This window comes from Bradyrhizobium sp. SZCCHNR2028, from assembly GCF_032380995.1.
Classification (GTDB): Bacteria; Pseudomonadota; Alphaproteobacteria; order Rhizobiales; family Xanthobacteraceae; genus Bradyrhizobium.
On sequence record NZ_JAUHJF010000046.1, the window covers coordinates 1 to 2,918 of the forward strand.

Here is a 2,918-nt window from a genome sequence, read left to right on the forward strand (position 1 = left end):
ACACCCCGCCGCGGACACCACGCGAAGAGAAACTCTGCGCTCTGTTTGCCGAGACCCTCGGGCTCGAGCGCGTCGGGGTCCATGACAACTTCTTCGATCTCGGCGGCCATTCGCTGCTCGCCATCCGTCTTGGCCGCCGCATCCGCGACGAGATCCAGCCGGACTTCCCGATCACGGCGGTCTATGCGACGCCCATCGTCCGGGACCTCGCAGCGCAGCTCGATCTCGACGGACCTTCGGAGGGGCCGCTGGACTTGTCCCGCGACATTCTCCTGCCGACGCACATCAGGCTGATCGGCGGGCGCGCGCCGCAGAAGCCCAAACGCATTTTCCTGACGGGCGCCACCGGCTTCGTCGGCAGTCATCTTCTCTCTACGCTGATCCAGGAGACGGACGCGCAAATCGCCTGCCACGTTCGCGCCCCAGATCGGCAATCGGCCGAAGCCCGTTTGCGGCAGGCGCTCGATAAGCGAAAGCTTTCGGCGTGTTGGGACGAGGATCGTATCGAGGTTCTGACCGGAAATCTCGGACATCCGGCTCTCGGACTCGATGAGAGGGGTGTCCGCATTGTGCGAGACGAGTGCGAAGCGATCTATCATTGCGGCGCGAGCGTCGAATTCCTCCATCACTATGCTGCGATAAAACCCGCCAATGTGGACAGCGTCCTCACGCTGCTCGATTGGACCGTGAGTGGACGACCAAAGCGGCTGCACTACGTTTCCACCCTTGCGGTGATCGACAAATATCAGTCTGGGCCGGTGTCGGAGCAGACTGATCTGACCTCGTGGCAGGGTCTCGCGAGCGGCTATAGCCAAAGCAAGTGGGTCGGCGACACGCTCGTCCGGCAGGCGCAGCTTCGCGGCCTGCCGCTGTCGATCTATCGCCTCAGCAGCGTCACTGGTGATCGCGCGAACGGAATCTGCAACGAAACGGATCTGATCTGGCGCCTTGTCCGGCTCTATGCGGAACTTGGCGCGATTCCCGACCTGGACCTGATGTTGAACATGACGCCGGCCGATGACGTCGCGCGAGCGATCGTCCGGCTCGCGGGCAGGGAAGCGTCCTGGGGAAGCGTCTATCATCTCATGAACCGTGAGCCAATTGATGTGCGGGAGGTCCCACGGATCTTTCGCCGGCTCGGCCTTCGGCTCGACCTCGTGCCGCTCGATCAATGGATCGACATTGGACGACGGCGGCTTGCCGAAACACAGGACGATGATCTCGCAGCCGTCCTGTCGATCGTGTCAAAGGAGGACACGTCGCGATCGCACCCGGAAATTACCTCGGACTTCACGCAGGAACACTTGGCTGCGGTGGGCGCGGCGATCGCTCCGGTCAGCGCGGCCCTTCTCGAACGCTATTTTGTCAATCTGCGGCTCGCAGGAACTGTGTCCGATGCGGTTGCCAGAAACGGCGAAATGAACAGCGATCGGTTGGTGGGTTAGGATAGGAGAGCACAACATGGCGCGGTTTCTCATCGCGGTCACCGCGCTACCCGGTCACGTATTTCCCTTGTTGGCCGTTGCCCAACTCCTCGTTGGTCGCGGCCACGAGGTCGTCGTATATAGCGGGAGCCTGTTCAGAGAGCGAGTGGAGGCGACCGGCGCGCGCTTCGTCGCGTTTCGCCCGGAAATCGACGTCGATTATCGGAAGCTCGACGAGCGCTTTCCCGAACGCCGCAAGATTGCACCTGGCCCCGCTCAGCTCTGCTTCGGATTGAAGCACATCTTTGCGGATGCAATGCCGCATCAGGCCGCCGGGATACGCGACTTGCGCCGCGACTTTCCTTTCGATGCGATCATCACCGATACGATGTTCTGCGGGACCTTTCCGCTCGTGCTCGGGCCGCCGGAAAAAAGAGCCCCGATCGTCGCGCTCGGGATCACCGCTCTCGCCTTGTCGAGCGCGGACACCGCATTCTTCGGCACCGCGCTCCCGCCATCCATCACGCCAGCCGATCGCGCGCGCAATGCTGCAATGAACAGCCACCTGCAACAAGCGATCTTCGGCTCGGTGCAGCAATACTTCAACGATGTCCTGGTGAAGAACGGGGCGCGCCCTCTGCCGGCATTTCTGTTCGATAGCATGATCACGCTGCCGGATCTGTATTTGCAGCTTACGGCCAAGGAGTTCGAATATTCGCGTGGCAAGATGCCAGACAGCATCCGCTTCGTCGGACCGCTGCTGCCACCGCCATCGATCGGCTTCCACCCGCCGCCTTGGTGGGACGACGTCGACAAAGCGGGTCCGATCGTACTCGTCACGCAAGGCACTCTCGCAAACGGCGATCTTGGGCAGCTTGTCGGACCAACTCTGACGGCCCTGGCGAACGAGGAACTGACGGTGATCGCATGCACCGGCGGCCCACCAGTCGAATCGATCCCGGTGGTGTTGCAGCCCAATGCGAAGGCGGTGACATTCCTGCCGTTCGACCGCCTGCTCCCGAAGGTGAGCGTCATGGTGACCAATGGCGGTTATGGCGCCGTCAATCACGCGCTCAGTCTCGGTGTGCCGTTGGTGGTTGCCGGGGATAGTGAGGAAAAACCGGAAATCGCTGCGCGGGTCGCATGGGCAGGCGCCGGCATCAATCTTGGAACCGGCCGGCCATCCGCCTCGCAGATTCGCGAGGCGGTCCGCGCCGTGCTCACCAAGCCGCAATACCGACGCGGTGCGCAAGCGTTACGCACCGCGTTCGTCCGCCACAACGCTCGTGACGAGATTGCGGAACTGGTCGAACGGCTTGCGGCGGGCGGATCGTCGGCCAGCTCTCAGGGAAATCCGCGTCACAGGTTCGACCCTGTCGGTACTCCTGCGGAGGCCGCCAGCCGCCGGACGATCGACGTCGACGCTGGTTTGATACGCGGGACGTTGGGAACGGTTTGATCCGTCCTGATCCTCGAACGGCGTACGCCATACTC

The 2,918-nt window shown here is 62.6% G+C and carries 2 protein-coding genes; both read left to right on the forward strand.

Going from position 1 to position 2,918, the window contains the following annotated elements:
• A partial coding sequence (locus tag QX121_RS31525) for a thioester reductase domain-containing protein (RefSeq protein WP_315738711.1) occupies positions 1–1,445 on the forward strand: 1,445 nt, incomplete at its 5' end.
• Positions 1,446–1,461: 16 nt separating this feature from the next.
• Positions 1,462–2,883, forward strand: a complete 1,422-nt coding sequence (locus tag QX121_RS31530; protein ID WP_315782099.1) for a glycosyltransferase — start codon at positions 1,462–1,464, stop codon at positions 2,881–2,883.
• Positions 2,884–2,918 lie beyond the last annotated feature (35 nt).

Coding starts and splice junctions, on each gene's coding strand:
- QX121_RS31530 (WP_315782099.1), top strand. CDS start 1,462: ATGGCGCGGTTTCTCATCGCGGTCACCGCGCTACCCGGTCACGTATTT.